This is a genomic window from Hymenobacter siberiensis, assembly GCF_018967845.1.
Classification (GTDB): Bacteria; Bacteroidota; Bacteroidia; order Cytophagales; family Hymenobacteraceae; genus Hymenobacter; species Hymenobacter siberiensis.
Genome location: NZ_JAHLZZ010000001.1, coordinates 617,138 through 638,716, shown reverse-complemented (window position 1 = coordinate 638,716; position 21,579 = coordinate 617,138). Strand labels below are relative to the sequence as shown.

General features: G+C 61.5%; 21 protein-coding genes. 8 read left to right on the top strand and 13 right to left on the bottom strand.

Features of this window, described 5'->3' with window-relative positions; translation table 11 throughout:
• Positions 1–154: 154 nt before the first annotated feature.
• Entirely contained in the window at positions 155–1,042 is an 888-nt protein-coding gene (locus KQ661_RS02755) for a septal ring lytic transglycosylase RlpA family protein (RefSeq protein WP_216679245.1), read from the bottom strand.
• Positions 1,043–1,388: 346 nt separating this feature from the next.
• On the opposite strand from KQ661_RS02755, the gene KQ661_RS02750 reads away from it, so the two are divergent.
• Entirely contained in the window at positions 1,389–2,315 is a 927-nt protein-coding gene (locus KQ661_RS02750) for a DUF72 domain-containing protein (RefSeq protein ID WP_216679244.1), read from the top strand.
• Positions 2,316–2,459: 144 nt separating this feature from the next.
• Here KQ661_RS02750 and KQ661_RS02745 read toward each other — a convergent pair whose 3' ends face one another.
• The 8 genes from KQ661_RS02745 to KQ661_RS02710 all read right to left on the bottom strand — a co-directional run bounded on the left by KQ661_RS02745 (position 2,460) and on the right by KQ661_RS02710 (position 10,105).
• Entirely contained in the window at positions 2,460–3,050 is a 591-nt protein-coding gene (locus KQ661_RS02745) for an arylesterase (RefSeq protein WP_216679243.1), read from the bottom strand.
• 136 nt (positions 3,051–3,186) lie between these two features.
• The gene (locus tag KQ661_RS02740; RefSeq protein ID WP_216679242.1) at positions 3,187–3,489 is read right to left on the bottom strand and encodes a DUF4286 family protein; all 303 of its coding nucleotides are present in this window, start codon (positions 3,487–3,489) and stop codon (positions 3,187–3,189) included.
• Positions 3,490–3,678: 189 nt separating this feature from the next.
• Positions 3,679–4,125 (bottom strand): DUF6526 family protein, encoded by a 447-nt coding sequence (locus KQ661_RS02735; RefSeq protein WP_216679241.1) that lies wholly within the window; start codon positions 4,123–4,125, stop codon positions 3,679–3,681.
• A gap of 113 nt (positions 4,126–4,238) precedes the next feature.
• Positions 4,239–4,637 (bottom strand): hypothetical protein, encoded by a 399-nt coding sequence (locus KQ661_RS02730; RefSeq protein WP_216679240.1) that lies wholly within the window; start codon positions 4,635–4,637, stop codon positions 4,239–4,241.
• 103 nt (positions 4,638–4,740) lie between these two features.
• Positions 4,741–5,979, bottom strand: a complete 1,239-nt coding sequence (locus tag KQ661_RS02725; protein WP_226915695.1) for an MFS transporter — start codon at positions 5,977–5,979, stop codon at positions 4,741–4,743.
• Positions 5,980–6,046: 67 nt separating this feature from the next.
• Positions 6,047–7,015, bottom strand: a complete 969-nt coding sequence (locus KQ661_RS02720; protein ID WP_216679238.1) for a cation diffusion facilitator family transporter — start codon at positions 7,013–7,015, stop codon at positions 6,047–6,049.
• 177 nt (positions 7,016–7,192) lie between these two features.
• Entirely contained in the window at positions 7,193–9,625 is a 2,433-nt protein-coding gene (locus KQ661_RS02715) for a TonB-dependent receptor (RefSeq protein WP_216685593.1), read from the bottom strand.
• 129 nt (positions 9,626–9,754) lie between these two features.
• The gene (locus KQ661_RS02710; protein WP_216679237.1) at positions 9,755–10,105 is read right to left on the bottom strand and encodes a hypothetical protein; all 351 of its coding nucleotides are present in this window, start codon (positions 10,103–10,105) and stop codon (positions 9,755–9,757) included.
• A gap of 141 nt (positions 10,106–10,246) precedes the next feature.
• On the opposite strand from KQ661_RS02710, the gene KQ661_RS02705 reads away from it, so the two are divergent.
• From KQ661_RS02705 to KQ661_RS02690, 4 genes are all read left to right on the top strand, one after another.
• Positions 10,247–10,753, top strand: coding sequence for a hypothetical protein (locus KQ661_RS02705; RefSeq protein WP_216679236.1), 507 nt, complete (start codon positions 10,247–10,249; stop codon positions 10,751–10,753).
• A 126-nt stretch (positions 10,754–10,879) separates the two neighbouring features.
• Positions 10,880–12,700: a molecular chaperone HtpG gene (gene htpG, locus KQ661_RS02700; RefSeq protein WP_216679235.1), complete on the top strand. Its 1,821-nt coding sequence runs from the start codon at positions 10,880–10,882 to the stop codon at positions 12,698–12,700.
• 123 nt (positions 12,701–12,823) lie between these two features.
• Complete coding sequence (locus tag KQ661_RS02695; RefSeq protein WP_216685592.1) at positions 12,824–13,183, top strand: AAA family ATPase; 360 nt, start codon at positions 12,824–12,826, stop codon at positions 13,181–13,183.
• 238 nt (positions 13,184–13,421) lie between these two features.
• Positions 13,422–13,910: an AAA family ATPase gene (locus tag KQ661_RS02690; protein ID WP_216679233.1), complete on the top strand. Its 489-nt coding sequence runs from the start codon at positions 13,422–13,424 to the stop codon at positions 13,908–13,910.
• Between the two features lie 10 nt (positions 13,911–13,920).
• On the opposite strand, the gene KQ661_RS02685 is transcribed toward KQ661_RS02690, so the two are convergent.
• Positions 13,921–14,148 (bottom strand): hypothetical protein, encoded by a 228-nt coding sequence (locus KQ661_RS02685; protein ID WP_216685591.1) that lies wholly within the window; start codon positions 14,146–14,148, stop codon positions 13,921–13,923.
• Here KQ661_RS02685 and KQ661_RS02680 point away from each other — a divergent pair.
• Complete coding sequence (locus KQ661_RS02680) at positions 14,125–14,493, top strand: hypothetical protein (protein ID WP_216685590.1); 369 nt, start codon at positions 14,125–14,127, stop codon at positions 14,491–14,493. The genes KQ661_RS02685 and KQ661_RS02680 overlap by 24 nt on opposite strands.
• Positions 14,494–14,502: 9 nt before the next feature.
• Here the strand turns inward: KQ661_RS02680 and KQ661_RS02675 are convergent, their stop codons facing one another.
• Positions 14,503–15,588, bottom strand: a complete 1,086-nt coding sequence (locus KQ661_RS02675) for a hypothetical protein (RefSeq protein WP_216685589.1) — start codon at positions 15,586–15,588, stop codon at positions 14,503–14,505.
• Between the two features lie 196 nt (positions 15,589–15,784).
• On the opposite strand from KQ661_RS02675, the gene KQ661_RS22710 reads away from it, so the two are divergent.
• A complete protein-coding gene (locus tag KQ661_RS22710; protein ID WP_216685588.1) occupies positions 15,785–17,884 on the top strand; it encodes an alkaline phosphatase in 2,100 nt (699 codons plus the stop codon).
• Positions 17,885–18,025: 141 nt separating this feature from the next.
• On the opposite strand, the gene KQ661_RS02665 is transcribed toward KQ661_RS22710, so the two are convergent.
• On the bottom strand, positions 18,026–18,940 hold the full coding sequence (locus KQ661_RS02665) for a class I SAM-dependent methyltransferase (RefSeq protein ID WP_216685587.1): 915 nt from the start codon (positions 18,938–18,940) through the stop codon (positions 18,026–18,028).
• Between the two features lie 105 nt (positions 18,941–19,045).
• Here KQ661_RS02665 and KQ661_RS02660 point away from each other — a divergent pair, with 105 nt between their 5' ends.
• Entirely contained in the window at positions 19,046–20,020 is a 975-nt protein-coding gene (locus tag KQ661_RS02660; protein WP_216679228.1) for a YpdA family putative bacillithiol disulfide reductase, read from the top strand.
• A gap of 81 nt (positions 20,021–20,101) precedes the next feature.
• Here KQ661_RS02660 and KQ661_RS02655 read toward each other — a convergent pair whose 3' ends face one another.
• Positions 20,102–21,553 carry an SGNH/GDSL hydrolase family protein gene (locus tag KQ661_RS02655; protein ID WP_216685586.1) on the bottom strand — a complete coding sequence of 484 codons (1,452 nt, stop codon included), beginning with the start codon at positions 21,551–21,553 and terminating at the stop codon, positions 20,102–20,104.
• Between the last annotated feature and the right edge of the window lie 26 nt (positions 21,554–21,579).

The following is a 21,579-nucleotide window of genomic DNA, read 5'->3' as shown; positions in this document are numbered from 1 at the left end:
GGCGGCAGGTTTGTAGCCAGTGGGTCATTCATAATGATAAAAGCCGCGTAGCGGCGACAGAATCCACGCGGGTTTTCTGTCGCCGCTACGCGGCTTTTATCGGTTGTGATTGGTTTGCTACAAATCTGTCGCCGCTATGCGGCTACTTATATCGTTATCGGAGTGCGACTTCGCGCACCAGCCCACCGATGCCCCACACCAGCAATTGCTGGCGAATGGCTTCGGCCTCGGGGCGCTCGCCAAACTGGCCCACGAGCACGCGGCTGCGCTGGCGGCCATCGAGCAAATCTTGGGAGATGGTCACTTTAAGCTCGGGCAGCAGCGCCTTGATGCGGGCCTGCACCGTCTGGGCATTGGCGGCATCAATAAAAGAGCCGGCCTGAATGAGGAAGCCCGCCGGGCAGTTCACCGATTCGGTGGCCGTGATGACCTCGGCCTTGCTGGTGGTGGAAGCCGCGATGAGCTTTGCCGTAGCGCCAACCCGGGCCACCGAGTCGGCGGGGCTGATGAGGGCTTCCGGGGTTACGGAGTAGGTGGTGAAGGCGGCGTCGGGGTTGGGGTCGGCGGCGAAGAGGGCGGCCAGGTTTTCGGGGGTGGAAGCGGGGCCGAGGGGCGTTTCGGGGGCTACTACTTCGGCTACCACGGTGGCGGCACCGCATTCAACCACGCCCAGGGGCTTAGCGGCAGCCTCGGATAAATCGATGATGCGCTGGTGGCGGTAGGGGCCGCGGTCGGAAACACGCACCACAACGGATTTGCCATTCTTCACATTCGTAACCCGCAGGCGGGTGCCGAAGGGCAGGGTTTTGTGCGCGCAGGTGTATTTGAAGCGGTTGTAGCGCTCGCCGCTGGTGGTGCGTCGGCCTTGGAAGTAACTGCCATACCAGGAGGCCCGGCCGCGCAGCACCGTGGTGGCGGTGCGAGAGGCGGGAGCTACTTTGGTGGTACCGGGGGCGGTATGCGCCGAAGCGCCCAGCAAAGTCAGCAGAAAAAAGAAGCAACTGGAAAGGGCGAGTACTTGTAGGCGACGAAATAAAATCATGCGATTCGCAGGTGGTGAGCATGACAAACATAGACCTATCCATTTGAGCAATGCTAAAAATACGCTGACCTCTACTAACCGAATTAGGCTAAAAATTGTCCTTTATCCAGAAATTTTGCATTTAATTAATCTTCATGTTGGGGTTAAAAGTAGCCGTGAGGTTGTCTCAAAGTATATTTTGCCGAATGAGGCCTTTGGCATTGCGTAGGTGCGAAAATTAGATTATGCGACGGGTGTAAAATTTGGGCATCGCCCCCACGACTACCTTCGGAACCGGGTTGCGCGAGTCCGTTTTTTTTCGTAAGAGTAGTAGCCCACCGCCGGGCCCCAACCCTACCTTTGCCCCATGGATTTTGGCCGCCTGCCTGACCTTCGCTATGTTGATTTTAGCCTGCCGCCCGACCACCCCGAAACGGCCCGCGTGCTGGCCCGCGCCCGGCCCACGCAGCCCACGCCGGCCCGCATCTATGTCGGCTGCCCCATCTGGACGAACAAGGAGTGGCTGGGTACGTATTTCCCCGCCGGCATCAGGGAGCCCGACTACCTGCGCTACTATGCGCAGCAGTTCAATAGTATCGAGCTGAATACCACGCACTACCGCATCCCGGATGCCACTACCGTGCGGCGCTGGCGCGAGGCCGTGGGGCCGGCTTCGGGCTTTAAGTTCTGCCCCAAGCTGCCGCGCAGCATCAGCCACGAGCGGGAGCTGTTTCAGGCCGACGACCTGGTGGTGACCACGGCGCGGGCCTTCGAAGGGCTGGGCGAGAACCTGGGCTGGGCCTTTTTGCAGCTGCCGCCGCACTTCGGCCCCGAGCATTTGCCGCGCCTGGAGCGCTTCCTCGTCGACTTCCCCACTACCGTGCCGCTGGCTGTGGAGCTGCGCCACCCGCGCTGGTTTGCCGACCCGGTTTTGGCCGATGCCGTATTCGCCACCCTCGAAGCCCTGGGCAAAACGCTGGTGATAACCGACGTGGCCGGCCGGCGCGACGTGCTGCCCCTGCGCCTGACCACGCCCACGGTCTTTATCCGCTTCAACGGCCACGGCCTGCACAGCACCGACTACCAGCGCGCCGACGCCTGGGCCGAGCGCATTGCCGCCTGGGTGGCGCAGGGCGTGCACGAGGTCTACTTCTTCATCCACCAGAAAGACGTGCGCCACGCGCCGGTCTTCGCCCAGTACTTACTGGAGAAAATCCGGGGGCTTACCGGGATTGTGGTGCCGCCGCCGCACATTATTCCGCAGCCGGTGCAGGGAAATCTGTTTGGGTTTTAGGGGCTGAGCGACCCGTACGTCTGTCATGTAGAGCGCAGCGAAGCATCTTTACCGCACAACGCAATCCAATTAAAAGGATTACTGGTGGCGGGCAAGATGCAGAGCTGCGCTCTGCATGATGGACGTGCTTTAAGCAACTTCCTGTTACTGAGCAACCGCTTGCTGCAACAGCGGCCCCAACACCTGCCACACGTTTTCAGCCAGGATTTTTTGGCCCGCCGCGTTGGGGTGCACGCCGTCGGCCAGGTTCAGCGCGCGGTTTCCCAGCACGCCTTGTAACAGGAAGGGCACGAAGGGCAGCGTGTTTTTATCGGCCAGGGTGCGGAACAGGGCTTTGAACTCGGTGGCGTAGTGGGCCAGGCGGTGGCCGCCGAGCGGGCCGAGGTCGAAGGGAAACTCCAGGCCGGCCAGCACCAGTTGGGCCTCCGGATGCTGCCGCCGCACGGCGTCGATGATGAACTGCAGGTTTTGGGTGGTTTCGCGGACCGGAATGCCCCGGATGCCGTCGTTGGCCCCCAGGGCCAGCATAAACACGTCAATCGGGTGGCGGGCCAGCACGGCGGACAGGCGCTGGCGGCCCCCGGCGCTGGTTTCGCCGCTCACGCCGTAGTTGTAGGCTTTATAAAGAAGTGGTTGGTTATCGAGCCGCTGCTGAAGGAGGCTGGGGAAGCTGTTGGCGGCTGGCAGGCCGTGGCCGGCCGTGAGGCTGTCGCCGAAGAAAATGATGTTTTTCATATAGTGCTGATTTAACAGCAAACGGGGCGTTTTCGTGCCCGGTGTCACCTCACCCCCGGCCCCTCTCCGCAGGCTTCGCGCTTCAAGCGAACCGGGGCCGGGGGTGAGGTTCCCGCGTGGGGGGCAGCAAACAAACTTACTCCACCACTTCCAGCACGGTGCGGAACGAGACGTACTTGCCGGCGAAGTGTTTTTCCATGTCGGCGCGCAGGGCCGGGGCGCAGATGGCTTGGTACTCTTCCAACTGCTCCAGGCTGAGGCAGTAGTATTGGGCGGCGTAGGTGATGCCGCCTTCTTCCTCGTCGAGCAGGCGCAGAAGCTGGCTCTTGATGAAAAACCCGGTGTCCATTACTTCAGGAATGTGGGTGGTGCGCATGTAGTCGAGCCATTCGTCGGCGGCGGTGGGCTCGAGGCTGCTGGTGACGTTGTAGAGAATCATAATTCGGTGAGATAGTGAGGTGATGAAATGGTGAAGCTGTTTAGAAAGGCACTCAACCGGTCATGCAGAGCACAGCGAAGCATGACCGGTTGAGTGCCTTTTGTGACTTTCTAAACAGCTTCGGGTGAGTTGAGAGACGGAAATCAAGGGAAATAACTTACTATTCCACCATCTCGCCATTTCACCATTTCAGACGCGCATGGCGTCGAACTGAAAGTCGGTGATACGGGCCTGAATGTCTTTGGGTGTAAGGTTAGACGTGACGGCGGCCTGGGCCAGGGCGGGCAACTCGGCGTCGCCGGCCAGGCGCAGGCTCAGGATTTGGCCAGTGCTGAGCTGCTGTTCGAGTGGGGCGAAGCGCTGGCCGCTCACCTCAAAATAGCGCTGGCGCACTTCGAGCCGGCAGATGCGGTCCTGCAATTGCAGGGCATAGTGCTGGCGCAGCATCACGAGCACTCCGAAGCCGATGACGGCCAGCGCCGCCACGCTGAACCAGAGCCGGGCCGTCTGGTCGTCGTCGCCGGCTACTTTGGTATAGTGCACAATGGTGTAGCCGGCCATAAGCAGGGCCAGCGGCAGCAGCACAAAATGGTGCCACGGATAATACATGGCAGTGTTTTTAGTAGGCGTGGCCATACGGGTAAGAGGGGTTGAGGTGGGCGAAAGTAGGGGCGCGGACTGATAAGCGGGCAATAAAAAACTCCGGCCGAAGCCGGAGTCTTTATGCATACGACGGAATGGCCGCTTCGTTATTTCATTTCCTTGGCGCGTTTCTTTTCGGCCTTGGCCGTGTCGCGGGCGGTGCGCTCCTGCTTCTTGGCTTCCTTAGCGGCAGTGCGCTGCTCTTTAAGCTGTGCTTTCTGTGCTTTCTCTTGCTTGCGCTGCTCGTGGAGCTGCTTTTTAAGGTCCGATTGCTGGTTGGCGGTTTCTTTCAGCTGGTTGCGGCTGTCGCGAACGGCCTGGTCGCTGCTGTTGGTCTGCTGCTTTTGGGCGTCGTAAGTGGCTTTGGCGTCGTTGGCGCGCTGCTGCTGCTGCTCAGCGGTGAGAGCCGGCTCAGCAGTGGCGGGAATGGGAGCTAGGGTAGTCTGGGCGTGGGCAGAGAAGGCCGAGGCCACAATGATGGCCAACAGGCCGAGTGTTTTTTTCATGGGGAGGGGTGGTGAAACCCGTTAGATTCGGCCTGTGTACGCCGGGCCTAAAACAAGGTTCTCAGAATTGTAGCTTCGGATAAAGTTCAGCCGAAGCCGTTGGCTATTCTTCCACGTAGTCCAGGTCTTTGCCGTAGCTCTCGGGCAGGGTGCTCACGGCCCAGAAGGCCACCAGCAGCGAAATGCCGCCCAGCACCGCCGCGCCAGGCACAAAGCCCAACACCCCGCTCAGGTACTTGAAAGCCGGCACCAGGCCCACCACCGCGCCCCGCGCAAAGTTGGGCGCGGTGGTGGCCACCGTGGCCCGCAGGTTGGTGCCAAACTGCTCGGCCGCCACTGTCACAAACAAGGCCCAGAAGCCCACCGAAATACCCATCACAAAGCACACGGCATAAAAGGTAGTCGGCGAAGCGCCCTCAATTCCGAACAGGTACACGCCCACCAGCACGGCGCAAAATACCAAAAACACCTGCAGCGCCTTGTTGCGCGAATGCCACAGCTGGCTGAGCGCCCCACTGATAAAATCGCCAAACACCAGCCCGAAGTAGCACCAGAACACCGCCAGCCCGGCCGTGACCTCGCCCGTGAGCCCCAGGGCCCGCCCAAACTCGGGCGCCAGCGTCACCAGAATGCCCACCACGAACCACAGCGGCACCCCAATCAGCAAAATGCGCAGGTACTTGCCCAGCCGCGCCGGGTTGGTAAACAGGCTCAGGAAATCGCCCCGCGATACCGCCGCCTGGGCCTGCAGCTGCCGGAACATGCCCGACTCGAATACGCTCACGCGCAACAGTAGTAGCGCCAGGCCCAGCCCGCCGCCCACGAAGTAGGCATTGCGCCAGCCCAGCTTTTCGCCCACCCAGTAGCCCAGCATGGCCCCGCTCACGCCCACGGTGGCCACTATCATGGTGCCGTAGCCGCGCTTTTCCTTGGGCAGGCTTTCGCTGACCAGGGTGATGCCCGCGCCCAGCTCGCCGGCCAGCCCCACGCCCGCAATGAGCCGCAACCAGGCATACTGGTCGATGGTCTGCACGAAGCCGTTGGCAATATTGGCCAGCGAATAGAGCAGGATGGAGCCGAACAGCACCGAAAGCCGGCCCTTCTTGTCACCCAATATGCCCCACAGGATGCCGCCGAGCAGCATGCCGCCCATCTGCATGTTTATCAGGAACAAACCCCGGTCTGTGACGGCGGCTTTGTCGATAATGCCCAGGTCGTTGAGGCTCTTAACCCGCACGATGCTGAACAGAATCAGGTCGTAGATATCGACGAAATAGCCCAGCGCCGCCACAACGACGACAGCCGTGAACACGGTGGTTTTAGTAGGGTGGGAAGCTTGCATGGCCGAAATGTAGCGCGGACTTTTAGTCCGCGAGGCCATTGGCACCCCTTGCTGTATCCCGTGCGGACTAAAAGTCCGCGTTACCGGCCTTTAGCTCGCAGTGGCTGTGGCAGCCGCCGGGTAGCTCGCCATCTTCCACCTGCACGGTGCAGTGACGGATGTTGAATTCAATTTCGAGGCCCTTGGTGAGGGTGGCCAGCCAGGCGGCATCGGCCCCACCGGGGCGCACGAGGTGGGCCATGAGGGCGGCATCGTGGCCGGCGCTGCTCAGGCTCCAGATGTGGAGGTCATGCACGGATTCGACTTCGGACTGCTGCAGCAGGTAGTTGCGCACGGCTTCGGGGTCGATGCCATCGGGCACGGCCTGCAGGCTCAGGCGCAGGCTGTCGCGCAGCAGTCCCCACGAGCTGAAGACGATGATGCCCAGGATGATAAAGCTGATGGCCGGGTCGAGCCAGGTCCAGCCGGTGAGCAGCACTAGGCCACCGCCGGCCACTACGCCCGCGCTCACCAGCGCATCCACCATCATGTGCAGGTAGGCCCCGCGCACGTTCACGTCGGCCTTCTGCCCGCTGCGGAAAAGCAGGGCCGTGACGCCGTTCACCAAAATGCCAACGCCGGCCAGCAGCATCACCCAACGGCCGTTCACCGGCTCCGGGTGGCGCAGGTGGTCAATGGTTTCCCAGAGGATAAAGCCCACTGCGGCGTAGAGCAGCGCCGTGTTCAGCAGCGCCGCCTGAATAGTTGCGCCCCGGTAGCCAAACGTGTAGCGCCGCGTGGCCGGCCTGCCTGCCAGCCAGGCTGCGCCCCAGGCCAGGGCCAGGCTCAGCACGTCGCTGAGGTTGTGGCCGGCATCGGAGAGCAGGGCGCTGGAATTAGCCCAGAAGCCGCCAATGGTTTCGGCAATCACAAAGGCCAGGTTGAGGCCGATGCCAATGGCAAAAGCGGCGCTGAAGCCGCCGCCGGGCGGCGGGGCGGCATGCTGGTGGCCGGCGTGCGAGTGGCCGGGGGCAGAATGGTCGTGGTCGTGGGGCACTGGGCGGAAAACTATTGGGGGCTGCGTCCTAAACGCAGGGCGGCGGGTTTTGGGTGCATCGCTACCGTCAGCCCTTGGCCGCTGGAAACCAACACGCCCTAATTCAAAAAAAGCCGCCCGCCCTCCCCGGCGGGGAGAACGGGCGGCCTGACCTGGGGCAGTGCCGCCGCGTCGTCGTTACTTGAACGCCAGCGGCACCACCAGCCGTACGCTCACATTCCGGCCTTGGTTAAATACGCCGGTGCGCCCGTTCGCCACATTCAAATCGGCGTATTTCAACCGGCTCAAATGGCTCTGGTAGCCCACGTCGAACAGGTTATTGGCCGTGATGAACAGCGAAAAAAGCGTACGGCCCCGGGCATCGGCTAAATCGGTGCCGATGCCGGCGTTGATGAGCGTGTAGCCGGGCGTGGCCGTCTCGGTATCGAAGGCCGAGAAGTAGCGGTTCTGGGTGAAGGTGTGCTCCAGCTGCACGCGGGCGTAGGGATTGGTGATGCGCTGGCCCTGGCGGCGGAAGTTGGCCCGCAGCTCCGATTGCAGCCGGTCGCCGGGGATGAAGGGCAGGTATTTCTCGGCGGCGGCCACGTTCAGCTGCTCGGCGCGCACCATCGAGAACGAGTTTTCGAAGTGCAGCCAGTCGAGTGGGTGGGGGTGGAAATCGAAGCTGACCTCGCCGCCCACCAGCCGGGCCTGGCCCTGGGCGTACTTATAGGCGCGGGTGTCGTTGCGCAGCGAATCGCCCCCGCTGGCCGTGAGCAGCCGGCGCGTGAAAATGTAGTTGCTGATGCTGTTCTCAAACGCATCGACGCTGAACCGGACGTGGTCCGTGACGTAGCTCACGCCGGCATCCACCTGCAGGCTGGTTTCGGGGCGGAGGTTGTCGTTGCCGATTTCGTAGCGAATCGTGCCTTCATGCTTGCCGTTCGAGCCCAGCTCGGCAATGTTGGGGGCCCGGAAGCCGCGCGAGAGGTTGGCCTTCACCGTCAGCTTCTCATTCAGATTATACGCCGCGCCCAAGCTGCCGCTGTAGTTGCGAAAAGTGCTCAGGAAGCCCGGAAACTTGGTTTCGGCATCGGGATTGGCGCTAGTGGTGGGCCGCTCGCGGCCGTCGAGCAGCAGCTTGTCGGCCGCAATCTGGCGCACGTCATACCGCAGCCCGCCGCTTATATCCAGCGCACCAATGGTTTTCTTGGCCACGCCAAACACGCCGCCCTCGCTCACGCGGTAGGCCGGAATCAGGAATTCCTGGCCCAGGTTCTGATTTTGCTGGTGCAGGCCGCTGGTGCCCACGGTCAGGTTCCAGCCGTTGCGCTCGGGCAGGAAATAGCGCAGCGAGTAGTCCACGGTGCGCAGCTGGAAGTAGAGCGAGGTTTCACTGGGGTCGAGCACGTTGCCGTATTCGCGGCGCAGGTTCTGCTGGTAGCTCACCTGCAGGCCGATGCGCCCGCCGTTCGGGCCCAGAATGAAACTGTTGTCGGTGCCGATGCGCAGGTGGTTAATCTGCTGCTGGGGCACGGCCAGGCCGTAGCCGCGCAGGTCGCCGTCGGTCACGGGCACGCTCTGGGTCGAGTCGCCGCTGGGTACGTCTTTCACGAAGCGGCCGGTTTGCGGGTCACGGGCGCCCTCGGTCAGCCCCAGCCGCTGGTTGAACGTGCTGAAAGTCAGGTGCGAATAGCCCCAGCTTTTATTCACGCCCACGTAGCCGTTGGCGTCCCATTCATTAAAGCCCGAGTTGTACACCCGGCCGTCGTAGCGGTTCTGGTAGTCGCCGGCCACCTTGCGGGTACCCCGCGCCAGCCAGTTGAAGCCGTTGAGGTTGCCCGCGTTCTGAAAAGAATAGGCTTGCAGGTTGTTGTTGGTCTGGTAGTTGGCCGTGGCCGTGCCCGTGATGTGGCCTTCGGCAATGGGGTCGGGGGCCACGAAGTTGATAACCCCGGCCATCGCATCGGAGCCGTACAGCAGCGAGCCCGGCCCTTTGATAATCTCGGCCCGGTCCACGCTAAACTCGTCAATCTCAATGCCGTGCTCGTCGCCCCATTGCTGGCCTTCCTGCCTGGCCCCGTTGTTCAGGGTGATGACGCGGTTGTAGCCCAGCCCGCGCACCACGGGCTTGCTGATGGCCGCGCCGGTGGTAATCTGGCTCACGCCGGGCGTGTGCGCAATGGCATCCACGAGGTTCGAGCCGGCCGTCTGGTTCAGCCGTGTATGGTCCACCACCGAGGTGGGGATGGGCGAGCGCCGCAACTGGGTGGCCTGCGACACGCCCGTCACCACCACCTGCCCAATCTCAGTGGCCGCCACCGTCAGCTTGAAATCGAGGGGTTGGCCGCTGCCCGTGTCCACGGTCTGCGACACGGTGTTGTAGCCCAGCGAGCGCACCTGCACCGTGAAGCGCCCCCGGGGCAGGCTGCTGAAGCTGAACGAGCCATCCGGCCCGGCCGCCGTGCCCTGCTTCAGGTCGTCGAAAATAATATTAGCCCCCGGCAGGCCCTCGCCGGTAGCCGCATCGGTAATGCGGCCGGTGAGGGGCGGGGCCATCGGGCGCACCCGCGCCGCCACGGGCGGGGCCGTTTGGGCAACAAGCGCCGTGGGCACTGCCGCTAGGCCCATCAATAAAGAAAACCGGGAAAGATTGAATGACATAAAAAAGCTAAAGCAGCCCGGCCCGCCAGCCGCTGCAAAAGCGCGGCTGCGGACAAGGTAGGGTATCACCAAAAAGAAAAAGGAATGCGCCGGAAGCTAGGCGCGGCAGGGCGGGCCGCGCAGCGACCGCGCAAAAAGCACCTCGCCCGCCGCTGGCCGCACGGGCGGCAGGGGCGGCGTGGCGGCGTAGTGCCGGGCCACGCGGTGCTGGGGCGCCGCCACCGGCCCTGCCGCCTGAAACGCTACGTTGTAGAATTGCTCTACGTCGCAGTGCTGGTGCCGGGCGCTGACGAGGGCCTTGCCCTTGTGGCGAAAAGCCGGGGCCTGGGCCGGCTCCTCGGTGGTGTGGGCGTGGGGGTGCAGGGCCAGAATCCACGCCTCGGGCAGCAGCGTCCGCACGAGGCAGAGCAGCAGCAGCAGGGCTAAAGGTGAACGCAGGGCTTGCACAATACAAAGATGGCGGTAAACGCCGGAAGTTGCTCCGTAAATAAATTGCACGCGGCGTCACAGTTCACAAATCATGGGCAGCGCATTTCTCGTATCGGTGCACTATCTTGCTGCCCGAGCGGCCTTTTAGCGCCTTTTTTTGTGATAATTAGCAATATTCCCGACTTGTCTTTGCAATACGACGAACAGCTGAGTCTGTTACGCATTGAATGGGCCTCCGGGGCCGACACTCGTACCCTACGCCAAAGTGCCGAGCAGCTCCTGGTCCTGGACCGGGAGCTGGGCGTCCGCAATTTGTTGTTCAACATGAATACCTTTCCCGACATCTCGGTCTACGACCAGGTGTGGCTGGGCGTGAGCTGGATGCCGGGCATTGTGAAGCTGCCGCTGGAGCGCGTGGTGCTCGTGAACCACCGCCACCGCGTGCACAACCAACTGGCCATCGACTCGCTGCTGGCCATGTTCCGGAGCATCATCAGGTTTGATATTCAGTATTTCCCCCAGCCTGAGCCTGGCTTGCAATGGCTGGCCGACTATTCGGCGCGTCTGCCCGAGCTGCAGGCCGAGTGGGATGCTGTATTTGGTCCCGGCCTGGTGCAGGCCGGTAGCCTCGAAGCCCCGCACCGGCACCAGCCCGAGCGGCTGTAGCCCGCCGCCGCTGTCAATCTGACAGTCAAGTACCCCTTGGAACGTCCTTTGAAAGCTCCGGAAACCGTGGCCAGCGCCCGTGCGCTCGGCCATTCCGTCTGTATTCAACCGTTTCCCCTTTATACCATGCAAGAAACCGGCTCCATCTCCATCCACACCGAGAACATCTTCCCGATTATCAAGAAGTTCTTGTATTCCGACCACGAGATTTTCCTGCGCGAGCTGGTCAGCAATGCCGTCGATGCCACCCAAAAGCTGAAAAGCCTGGCCCAGCTGGGCGAGTACAAAGGCGAGCTGGGCGAGCTGAAAGTGCGCGTGACCGTGGACAAGGAAGCCCGCAAAATCACGATTTCCGACCACGGCCTGGGCATGACCGGCGAGGAAATCAAGAAGTACATCAACCAGATTGCCTTCAGCGGCGCCACCGAGTTTGTGGAGCAGTACAAGGACAAGGATGCCGCCACTAAGGACCAGATTATCGGGCAGTTCGGCCTGGGTTTCTACTCCGCGTTCATGGTGGCCAAGGAGGTTGAAATCTTCTCGCAGAGCTACAAGGAAGGCACCGAAGCCGCCCACTGGACCTGTGATGGCAGCACGTCCTTCACCCTGGAAAGTACCGACAAGGCCGAGCGCGGCACCGACGTGGTGCTGAACGTGGCCGAAGATTCGGACGAGTTTCTGGAGGAAGCCCGCCTGCGCACCATCCTCACCAAGTACTGCAAGTTCCTGCCTATTCCGATTGAGTTCGAGGGCCAGCTAATCAACGATACCAACCCTATCTGGACCAAGCAGCCAAGCGAGCTGACCGATGAGGACTACAAGAAATTCTACCAGGAGCTCTACCCCATGAGCATGGACGAGCCCCTGTTCTGGATTCACCTGAATGTGGACTACCCGTTCAATCTCACTGGTATTCTGTACTTCCCGAAGGTGAAGGACGAGCTCCAGTTTTCACGTAATAAGATTCAGCTGTACTCGCGCCAGGTGTTCATCACCGACGAGGTGAAGGACGTGGTGCCCGAGTTCCTGATGCTGCTGCACGGCGTGATTGACTCGCCCGACATCCCGCTGAACGTGAGCCGCAGCTTCCTGCAGGCCGATGCGGCTGTGCGCAAAATCAACACCTACATCACCAAGAAAGTGGCCGATAAGCTGAGCAGCCTGTTCAAGCAGGACCGGCCCGGCTACGAGGAGAAGTGGTCCGACATCGGCATGTTCGTGAAGTACGGCATGCTGAGCGACGAGAAGTTCTACGACAAGGGTAAGGACTTCGTGCTGCTCAAGAATGTGGACGGCAAGCTGTTCACCATCAGCGAGTACACTGAGCATATTCAGGCCAACCAGCAGGACAAGGACGGCAACACCGTGGTACTTTATACCAACGATGCCGAGCAGCAGCACGGCTACGTGGCCGCTGCCAAAGAGCGCGGCTACGACGTGCTGAACTTCGACCACATTCTTGACCCGCACTTCATCGGCCAGCTCGAGCAGAAGCTGGAAAAAACCAGCTTCAAGCGCGTGGATGCCGACACGGTGAGCAAGCTCATCGAGAAGGAAGGCACCACCGAAAGCGTGCTGACCGAAGACGACACCAAGAAGCTGGAGGAAAGCTTTACTACGGCCATTGCCAACCCGGCCATGCACGTGAAAGTGGCCGCCCTCAGCCCGCAGGACGCCCCGGTTACCATCACCCAGAACGAATTCATGCGCCGCATGAAGGACATGCAGCGCACCGGCGGCGGCGGCGGCATGCAGATGTTCGGGGCCTTCCCCGAGTCGTACGACGTGACCGTGAACGCCAACCACCCGCTGGTAGCCAAAGTACTGGCCGACGGCGGCGAGAAGCTCGCCAAGCAAGCGTTTGATTTGGCCCTTCTGGCCCAGGGGATGCTGAAAGGCGAAGCCCTGACGGCGTTTGTGAAGCGCAGCACGGAGTTGCTGGGCTAACGGACGTAGCGTGGACTCTGCGAGTCCGCGAACCATAAAAAGCGGCCCCTGGCAATTTGCCAGGGGCCGCTTTTGCGTTAGCAGGCCGGCCGTTTGTACGCCCAATCTCCTACCTTGGCTTTCATGCTTACGTCCCTCCGCACTCAGAATTTTCGCAGCATCCGCGACGCCTCGGTAAAGCTGGGGCAAGTCAACCTGTTTATCGGGCCGAACAACTCGGGCAAGTCGAATTTCTTGAAGGGGATTGAAGTAGCGGCTGCTCTACTATCAAACACAAATAAGGACGGAAATATTGGGCGCAATAATCTGTCGAAATCATTGCAAAATAGGCCGTATGATTCTCCTGCTACTGTAGCTTTTATAACGGGATTCCGCGGTAATAATGGTGAAGAGGCAATTGTCACAACAGCCTTAAAAGATGACACTATCAGTCAGTACATAGCTGCTTCGGTAAAAGTGCTGAATAAATCAAGGTGTCATTAACCCCGAGTTACTTGATGGCCAGTTTCAAGCAACCCCGGCAGAAATTAGACAAGCAACGCAGGGTACAATCATATATAATATCAATCCGGAAAATCTGCGGGCAAGTGCTGGTCTGAAGAATATGCTCATGCCAAGCGCTGATGGAGCAGATTTGGTAATATTTTTATTTTATTTGGAACAGAATTATCGGGCTCAGGCGAAGAGGATACAAACAGATTTCAGAGAGTGTATTCGGGATTTGGTTCACGTTTCAACCGCTCCGGTTCCAGACGAACCGGGTAAGCTCAAGCTCAAATTCTTCGACAAAAACGACGTCGGCTACTGGGCCGAAGAGGTATCCGAAGGTGTCCTCTACTTCCTGGCGCTACTCTGCATCGTGCACCAGCCCGACCCACCGAAACTATTGCTGCTGGAGGAGCCGGAGAAGGGCATTCACCCTCGCCGCATCAAGGAGGTGATGGATTTCATTTTTGAGCTGGCCGAGCTGCGGGGGATTCAGATTATTCTGACTTCGCACAGCCCCTATGTGGTCGACCATTTTGCGGATATTCCGGAGTACATTTCCGTATTCGACCGCGAAAATGACGAAACGGTGATTCGCAATGCCGGCGACCTCATCAGTGAAAGCAACGCGCAGCTGGCCGCCGAAGGCAAGCCGCCCATTCGCTGCACCGATTCGCTGGGCGAGCATTGGGTATCGGGCTTCCTGGGAGGCGTGCCGGCATGAGCAGCATTCGCTAGGTTTCTTTGGGGAAGACGACGCGCAACGGCTTTTTCTGCAGCACTACCTGACTGCCCTGACGGCCGATTCGCCGCACCGTTTCGAATTCGATGAAGCCTTTGCCCTCCGGTTTCGGGCCACCAACAAAAAGCAGGTTGACGACCTTTTTGCTGAAGCCTGTACAGTCGGACTGTCGCAGTATTAGCAGCAATGCTTTTTTGTGGGCCGCGACCTGGACGACCACGACCCCGCAGCATTCTCCCGGAAGCTGCAGGAAATGCGATTGCGGCTGGAAGGTCGCGGAGTAGAGGCGGTGCTTCTATTGCCGGTGCAGTGCATCGAGCACTGGCTGTGGTACCTGAAATGGCACCGGGAAAATCCCGGTCAGACCAAAAATATCAGCTTTGAAACCCAGCCCCGGCCAGAGGCTAAGCAGGCGGTTTGCAATGCCCGCAAGTGTCTCACCAAGCATTCTAACCCAATAGTGGCGGAATTAGTGGCCGGACTGGATATTGACTGGCTGGCCAGTCGTTCTGCCAGCTTTCTGGCATTTCATACGCAAGTCCAGGAATACGTGGCGGCCCTGTAGCCGTGCATATTACCTCATCGGAAGTCGCCGGCTTTGCGAGTTGAGGTTCGTTGTCAGAGTTGTTTGAGGAGCTGTCTTCAGCGCAAACTGCCGAAACCCCTTAGCTGTGAGCACTACCACGCCCTCCGGTCCCGCCAGCCACAGCCGCTGCTGCTTGTCTACGGCCAGCAGGGTAGGGTTGCCGGCGCCCGGCAGCGCGGGCAGCGGCTGCAACAGGCGCTGCGGCTCGATTTTATCGGTAGCGGCGGCGAAGTCGGGGAGGGGCGTGGTGGGCGCATCGGGTAGCAGCAGCAGGCCCTGGGCGGTGGCAAACAGGCGGCCCGCGCCGGGCACGTGGGCCACGCCGAACACCTCGTTGCCGGGCCGGCCGATGAACTTCACGGTGGGCAGCTCGGCCTCGGCCGCGCCGCGCTGGCCGCTCTTTTCGAACACGCAGATGGCGTCCGACATCACCACCCAGAGGTTGCCGTCGTTGTCGGGCAGCAGCTTTTCCACGATGTTATCGGGGATTTCGTGGTTGGCCACGCCTTCCTCGTTGTAGCGCGTCCACTCGGGGCCCTGCTTGCGGCTGAGGCCGATGCTGGTGGCAATCCAGACAGCGCTGTCGGCCGTGGCCACGCCGCCGTTGATGGCAGGCGTATGCAGCTCCTGAACAAACGCGCCATTGGCCCGGCGGAACACGCCCGCGCCGTTGGCTCCCACCCAGAGCTGGCCCCGGGCATCGCCAAACAGCGCCGTTACGTTGGGCGCGGCCACGCCGGGCAGAGCCAGCGGCTGCGGGCGGAAGGTGCGCGGGCTCAGCCGTAGCAGGCCCTGGCGCGTGCCCAGCCACAGGGCCGTATCGTGGGTCGTGGCGCACTGAATGGCGGCTTCGCTCCGGAAGTGGCGCACGAGCCGCCGGCCTTCGAGCCGCAGCACGCTGTGCTGGGTAACCAGGTAGGTGGCTTTGCCAGCGTGCAGCAGGGCGACGGGCTGCTCGTGGCCGGGCACCGCGTAGGGCGGCCGGGGGCGGGCCTGCATCGCCGGGCTGGCGCTGAGCAGCAATAGCCCCGGCAGCCACTGGCGAAGACACGGAAATTTCAGGAAAAAAAGCATGGTGCCAGGACAGTTTGATGATTCGTGCAAAGGTAGAATTGCCTGCGCAACCAGCTGATTACTTAATGATTAATTAAGTGTTTGGTTGGTGCGGCTTTCATAATGCAGGCTTGATGAATGAGTAACCATGGCCTCACGGCACTCGCCCAATTTTGCGGCCGGTTAGTATTCCATTCATCAACTTCAACCGGCTTTTATGAAAGCGAAAATTTTACTCGGTGGCCTGGTGCTGGCGGCAGTGGCAGGACAGGAGGCGCGGGCCCAGGCATCGGCCACCAACAACAACGTCATCATCTACATCGGCGACGGCTTTGGGCTGGCCCCGAAAACAGCGGCGCGCATGGCCATGGGCCAGGGCACCACGGGCAAGCGCTTCACGTCCGATGCCGGGTTCCAGGTGCTGGCGCTCGATAAGCTCAAGTACAACGCCACCGTCACCACCCACTCGCTCAACTCCTGGATTACCGACTCGGCCCCGGGGGCGGCGGTGTACGCCTGTGGCAAGCCCGGCAAGCAGGACAACGAGGTGATTTCGCTGAACCCCGGTTCGGGCGCGGCCATCGAAACCATTCTCGAAGCCGCCAAGAAGCAGGGCTATGCCGTGGGCCTCGTAAGCACGGCCCGCATCACGCACGCCACGCCGGCCGCCTTCGCCAGCCACATCTGGTACCGCGACCTGGAGGACTACATCTCGGCCCAGTACATTGCCTCGACGCAGACGCAGTATGAGGCCATTTTCAACAGCAGCCCCACTACGTCGTACCGCTACACGGCGGCCCGCGACTGGGTGCTGCCCACGCCCAAAGTAGGCGTAGAGCTGGATGTGATTCTCGGCGGCGGGGCCCGCCATTTCATGCCCCGCTCCCGCACGGCGGCCAGCTCCTACGAAACCATCTTGGACCGCAACGGTGCGGCCATCATCGACCCGGCCACCGGCGTGGCCGCCACCCTGAAAGGCAACCGCGCCGACGATGTGGACCTCGTGGGCTACGCCGTGAACCAGCGCAACTACGGCTACGTGAACAGTCGCGACGCCCTCAACAACATCAATCTCAGCCAGTATGGCCCCGGCGGTAAGAAGCTGCTGGGCCTGTTCAACTCCTCGCACGTCAACTACGAGCAAGACCGCCAGACCAGCGCCGCCTGGGAGCCCTCGCTGGCCGAGATGACCCACATGGCCATCGAAGTCCTCAAGGCTAAGAGCAACGGCAAGGGCTTTTTCCTGATGGTGGAGGCCGGCCGCATCGACCACCTGGAGCACGCTAATACCGGCGGCATCACGGTGGTGGCTAACCCCGCCGGCGGCAACCAGTACACCGTCGATTCGGACAAGCCGGCCTACCTGACGGGCGGCGGCGAGGCCAACTACATCGCCACGCCCGCCATGCCCCGCACCACCAGCGTGTACGCTTCCGATTACATGATTAAGGAGGTAATGGCCTTCGACTACGCCGTGGCCGAGGGCCGGGCACTGCTCGCCACGCCCGCCGTAACCGGCAAAACGCTGGTCTTTAGCACATCCGACCACGAGTGCGGCGGCTTCACCGTCACGGGCCTGCACGACGAGGCCGATGCTCAGCAGAACGGCACCAAAATCCGCACTTACTCGGGCCAGATTACCAAGTCGGTAGCGGCCGAGGCGGGCTATGCCACCCCCACCAACCTGGTGCGCGGCGACGGCGGCGCGGGCGGCTGGTTTCCTGATTACATGATGAATACCTTCCAGGGTAAGGACTACCCGCAGCCGGCTTCGGTTACCGGCCGCCGCATCGTGGTGGCCTACGGCTCAAATCCCCTCACCAACGGCAACGGCACCCGCGCCAGCACCGGCGTAGGCAGCAACCAGGGCGCCACGCCCGGCAACCACACCCCACAGGACATTTGGGTAGGAGCCGAAGACAACACCAATACCCACGCCCAGCAGATTACCGGCCGCGGCCTGCTCGACAATACTGCCATCACGCCCATCATGGCCGACTTCCTGAATCTCAGCGCCTTCGGCACTACGCTCGGCCTGCGCACCAGCAGCGCCGACCCCAAAGCCCAGCTCCAGCTCAGCCCGGTACCGTTCGTGAATCAGTTCGAAGTCGGCTTCACGCTGCCGACGGCCGGGGCCGTTACGGTTGAGCTGTTCGACGAAATGGGCCGCCGCGTGCAGAGCGTGTTGAGCGATAAGCGTTTCGCTGCGGGCACTCACTCCGTCGCCGTAGATGGCAGCCGCCTCAGCGCCGGGCTTTACATCGCCGCCGTCACGGTGAATGGGCAAGTGGTGAGCAAGCGCACGATTAAGCTATAACCTCACCCCCGGCCCCTCTCCTTGGGGAGAGGGGAGCCTGACGATAAAGAAAAATGCCCGCTGCATCTGCAGTGGGCGTTTTTTATAGAGCTGGTGTCATTCGCGACGCGGGGGGCTCGTGAGGGGACGCCGTTGGGGAGGTTACTTTACGTTCCGCGCCACCACAAACATCCGGTCGCCAAACCGTCCCGTCAGCTTGTTGAGATAGTATGTTGGGTACTGCCCGGCCAGCTTGCTCACCTTCTCCACCACGCTGCCGCCGAGGCGAATGTTCTTCGGCGGCTTCACCGGGTTCAGCAGCTCCACCACTTCAAATCCCTGCTTTTTGAGCATCCTGGTGATGGTAGCCGGCGTGAATTCGAACAGGTGGTAGGGCGGAATATCCATCTTGCGCTCCTTGCCCAAAGCCGCGTAGGCGGCAAAGCCCAGGCGCACCGCGGGAAGATTGAGCGTGGCCGGCAGGGCCAGCACCAGCAGCCCGCCCGGCTCCAGAATGCGGTGGAACTTGGCCAGCGTGGCGGCGGGCGAAAGCAGGTGCTCCAGCACGTCGCCCATGTAGGCGAGGTCGAACTGGTTTTCGTGGAAGTCCTCGGTGGTTTCGATGTTTCCCGTGACGACGGGCAGGTGCAGCTCGCGGCGGGCGAAGTCGGCCGCGTGCTCGGATATTTCGAGGCCGTGGGCTTCCCAGCCCAGGGCCTCCAGGCTTTTGAGGGTGTAGCCAGGGCCGCAGCCCACGTCGAGGTAGCGGAACCTGCGGCCGGGATATTTGGCCAGGATGTAGTTGGTGAACTTGTCGGGCCGAACCTGGTTTAAAGCAGCCTGCTTCTGGCCTTCCTCGATGAAAACGACCTCCTGCTGGGTCCGGTCATAGTTGGGGCGCTCGGTGAAATAGTCTTTGCCGTAGAGCCGCTCCAGCTGTGCGGGCGTGGGCTGGGGGTCGAGAAACATCAGGTTGCAGCTGCGGCATTGGGTGCCTTGCAGCTTTTGGCCTTCAAATTCGTAGTAAAAGGGCAGCTTCTTAAAATCGGTGCTGCCGCACAGGTCGCAGGTACGCATGGAAGTAGCGCGAACTTTGTAGTTCGCGTTGCCGCACGGTCAATTTCGTAACAACAACGCGGGGACGCGAACTGCAAAGTTCGCGCTACTTCGCCCAAGATTCTTATGCTCGACGTTCTCATCATCGGAGCCGGCCCCGTGGGCCTGGCCTGCGCCCTCGAAACCCAGCGCAAAGGCCTCAAAGTGGCCATTATCGAAAAGGGCGCGCTGGTCAATTCCCTGGTGGGCTACCCTACCAACATGGAGTTTTTCTCCACGCCCGAGCTGCTTGAAATCGGCGGCTACCCCTTTCCCACGGCGCACTACAAGCCCCTGCGTGAAGATGCCCTCGACTACTACCAGCGGGTGGCCCGCGACGAAAAAATCGACATCCGCCTGCACGAGAAAGTGCTGAGCCTGCGCGGGGAGCAGGGTGATTTCATTATCACCACCAGCAAAGGGGAGATTCCGACCCGCAACGTGGTGGTAGCCACCGGCTTCTACGACCTGCCCAACCCGCTGGGTGTGCCCGGCGAAGACCTGCCCCACGTCAGCCACTACTACAAGGAGCCCTACCAGCACGTAATGCAGCACGTTGTGGTCATCGGGGCCAAAAACTCTTCGGCCAAAGCCGCCCTGCAAATGACCCGCGCCGGGGCCAAAGTCACGCTCATCGTGCGCGGCTCCGAAATCAGCGATTCTGTGAAATACTGGATTCGCCCCGACCTCGTCAACCGCATTGCCGAGGGCCGCATTACGGCGCACTTCAACACCACTGTCGCCGCCATCACGCCCGAGGCCATCGAAGTGCTCACGCCCGACGGCCCGCTCACCATCCCCACCGATTTCGTGTACGCCCTCACCGGCTACCACCCCGACGAGGCCCTGCTCGGCCGCCTCGGCATTGAGCCCGACCCCGCCGACGAGGCCCGCGCCCCGCTCTTCGACCCCGCCACCCACGAAACCACCCAGCCCGGCGTGTTCGTGGCCGGCACCGTGTGCGGCGGCCGCGCCACCAGCCGCTGGTTTATCGAAAACGGCCGGCACCACGCCCAGCTCATTGCCGCGCACCTGGCCACGCAGGCTACTGTGGCGGCCTGATTTTCGGCGAATTTCATCATAAAAAAAGCGCCTTCCCCAGCCGGGGAAGGCGCTTTTTGCTGGTGGTTGCCCACCCGTAGGTTACTGCGGGAAAACGACGCCGCGGTAGTTGTTGGCGTTCACGCCCTGGAAGGAGCTGCCATACTTGGCGTTGATAACCTTCAGCATTTCGTTGGCGATAATGGCGTAGCCGCGCGGCGTAGGGTGCACGCCGTCGAGGCTAAATATGTAGCCCGAGAGGTAGCCGGTCGTGTTGTTGGCGGCATTCACCACGTAGCCACCGGCCGCTACCGTGCGGAAGAAGGCATAGGCATCGAATACGGCCAGATTGCGCGCGTTGGCTGCCGCTACCAGGGCCGCGTTGAATGCGGTGGTAGCTGTTGCTACAGTCGTCTGCTCGGTGCCGTCCAGCACCAGCGTGCTGGGGAAGGGGTTGCCCGCGCTCTGGCCGAAGGCCTGAGTGGTATCTACAGCCATGCCTCTCAAAAAGCCATTGTAGACCGGGTCGGAGGAGCTTGTTGGATACGCGCCAGTTGCTTGTTTGTAGAAATCGCGCCAGTATTTACCAGTGGGGCGACCGTAGAGACCGGCGTAGGGCGAGGCCGTCAGGGTTAGAAGCAGGTTACCGTTGCCGCTGGCATCACGAATGCTAGCAAGCGTAGTGCTTACACGGGCATTAGTGCCCGGCGTAGCGCTTGGGGCCAGTATGCCAGTAGTGTACACAAACGGTGCTGCGCTGGGTACGTTGGCTGCCGCCAGCGTGGCGCGGAACGATGGGCCCACGGTGGTGAAGAACGGAATACCAGTTACGTCGGGAATGGTCGAAACCACACCTTTGGCCCCACCAGACACCAATACATTCAAAATCCGGTTGGTCTTGAGGGTGAAGGTATCAGTACGGGTTATTGAGTTGGCCCCACCGCCGGCGGTGGCGTAGCCCAGCACGTCGTTGTTGCCCAGCCATTCGGTGAAGAAGGTCGGCTTCAGCGACGCTACCGTAGCCTGCACGCGCTGCAGGTAGGTTTGCCCGGCCGCGGCTGCGGGCGTGATGCGCTCAAAATATGGGTTGCCCAGCGTGCTGCCGTACCCCACGGTCTGAATGTCCGACATGCGAATGCCGGGCACGCCCAGGTTGTTCACTGGGTCGAGGAACTGCGTGTAGAGCGGGGCTGCTGCCGTGCCGCCGCGCACGGCCAGGTTGGTGGTCACGTTGGCCGTGATGGGCGAGCCCGTGGCCGTAAACCCGGCAAGCCGCAGGTACCCCGAGCCATTGCTCTGAGCCTCCGTAAAGAGGGGCTGGACAAAGTTGCCGCCGCCGGCCTTGGCAAACTGGCTGGCCAGGATGCTGGGGTACGAGCTCAGCTGGCCTTCGCGGTACAGGCCGCCGTCGGAATAGCCGGCCGTGAGCGAGTTGCCTACGGCGATGTAGCTGGAAAAATCGGCCGAGCCGGCCGAGGTCGAGGGCGCTTCAATATCGGGCTGGCAGCCGGCCAGGCCCAGCAGCGCGAGTGCCGGCGCGGTACGTTTAATCATTAGGTTCATGTCAGGAGGAAGCTAAA

Bases quoted from the DNA above. Each gene is read 5' to 3' on its own strand.
- KQ661_RS22710 (WP_216685588.1), top strand. From the start codon at position 15,785: ATGAAAGCGAAAATTTTACTCGGTGGCCTGGTGCTGGCGGCAGTGGCA.
- KQ661_RS02730 (WP_216679240.1), bottom strand. From the start codon at position 4,637: ATGAAAAAAACACTCGGCCTGTTGGCCATCATTGTGGCCTCGGCCTTC.
- KQ661_RS02655 (WP_216685586.1), bottom strand. From the start codon at position 21,553: ATGATTAAACGTACCGCGCCGGCACTCGCGCTGCTGGGCCTGGCCGGC.
- KQ661_RS02725 (WP_226915695.1), bottom strand. From the start codon at position 5,979: ATGCAAGCTTCCCACCCTACTAAAACCACCGTGTTCACGGCTGTCGTC.
- KQ661_RS02660 (WP_216679228.1), top strand. From the start codon at position 19,046: ATGCTCGACGTTCTCATCATCGGAGCCGGCCCCGTGGGCCTGGCCTGC.
- KQ661_RS02735 (WP_216679241.1), bottom strand. From the start codon at position 4,125: ATGGCCACGCCTACTAAAAACACTGCCATGTATTATCCGTGGCACCAT.
- KQ661_RS02665 (WP_216685587.1), bottom strand. From the start codon at position 18,940: ATGCGTACCTGCGACCTGTGCGGCAGCACCGATTTTAAGAAGCTGCCC.
- KQ661_RS02740 (WP_216679242.1), bottom strand. From the start codon at position 3,489: ATGATTCTCTACAACGTCACCAGCAGCCTCGAGCCCACCGCCGCCGAC.
- KQ661_RS02750 (WP_216679244.1), top strand. From the start codon at position 1,389: ATGGATTTTGGCCGCCTGCCTGACCTTCGCTATGTTGATTTTAGCCTG.
- KQ661_RS02695 (WP_216685592.1), top strand. From the start codon at position 12,824: ATGCTTACGTCCCTCCGCACTCAGAATTTTCGCAGCATCCGCGACGCC.
- KQ661_RS02675 (WP_216685589.1), bottom strand. From the start codon at position 15,588: ATGCTTTTTTTCCTGAAATTTCCGTGTCTTCGCCAGTGGCTGCCGGGG.
- KQ661_RS02745 (WP_216679243.1), bottom strand. From the start codon at position 3,050: ATGAAAAACATCATTTTCTTCGGCGACAGCCTCACGGCCGGCCACGGC.
- KQ661_RS02755 (WP_216679245.1), bottom strand. From the start codon at position 1,042: ATGATTTTATTTCGTCGCCTACAAGTACTCGCCCTTTCCAGTTGCTTC.
- KQ661_RS02715 (WP_216685593.1), bottom strand. From the start codon at position 9,625: ATGGGCCTAGCGGCAGTGCCCACGGCGCTTGTTGCCCAAACGGCCCCG.
- htpG (WP_216679235.1), top strand. From the start codon at position 10,880: ATGCAAGAAACCGGCTCCATCTCCATCCACACCGAGAACATCTTCCCG.